Annotated in this window: 1 protein-coding gene; it reads right to left on the bottom strand. The window is 70.8% G+C overall.

Going from position 1 to position 431, the window contains the following annotated elements:
• Positions 1-431, bottom strand: a 431-nt coding sequence (locus HA630_RS01190; RefSeq protein ID WP_166832132.1) for a PAS domain-containing protein, incomplete at both ends; no start/stop codon positions are given.

The following is a 431-nucleotide window of genomic DNA, read 5'->3' as shown; positions in this document are numbered from 1 at the left end:
GCGCCCAGCATGGCGCAGGCGGCCGGGTTGGCGTGCCAGATGCTGCCGTGCGCGTCCACCACCAGCACGCCTTCGTTCAGCCCGGTGACGATGAGCTGGTTGACCTGCGCCTCGGCCATGGCGCGGGCGCGGCTGTGGCGGGCCTGGGCCTGTTCGCGCCAGAGGCGGGCCGCCAGCTGGTTGGCCAGCAGCGCCACCAGAAACAGCCCGGCTCCAGTGATGGCGCTTTGCACGTAATTGGCGGTGGCCTGGCCGGGGCGCAGCACCTCGCCGGAAAACGCGTCGAACAGCAGCGCCAGCGTGGCAAAGGCAGCGCTGCCCAGCGCCAGCAGCAGGGGCCCCAGAATGGACGCCAGCAGCACCGGCAGCACGAACAGGGGGGTGTAGTTGACGCCGCCTTGCTGGAAGGTTTGCAGCAGGCCGAACACCGC

Source organism: Aquabacterium sp. A08, from assembly GCF_011742065.1.
The sequence above is the reverse complement of the archived record's forward strand: the minus strand, read 5'-3'. Positions and strand labels throughout refer to the sequence as shown.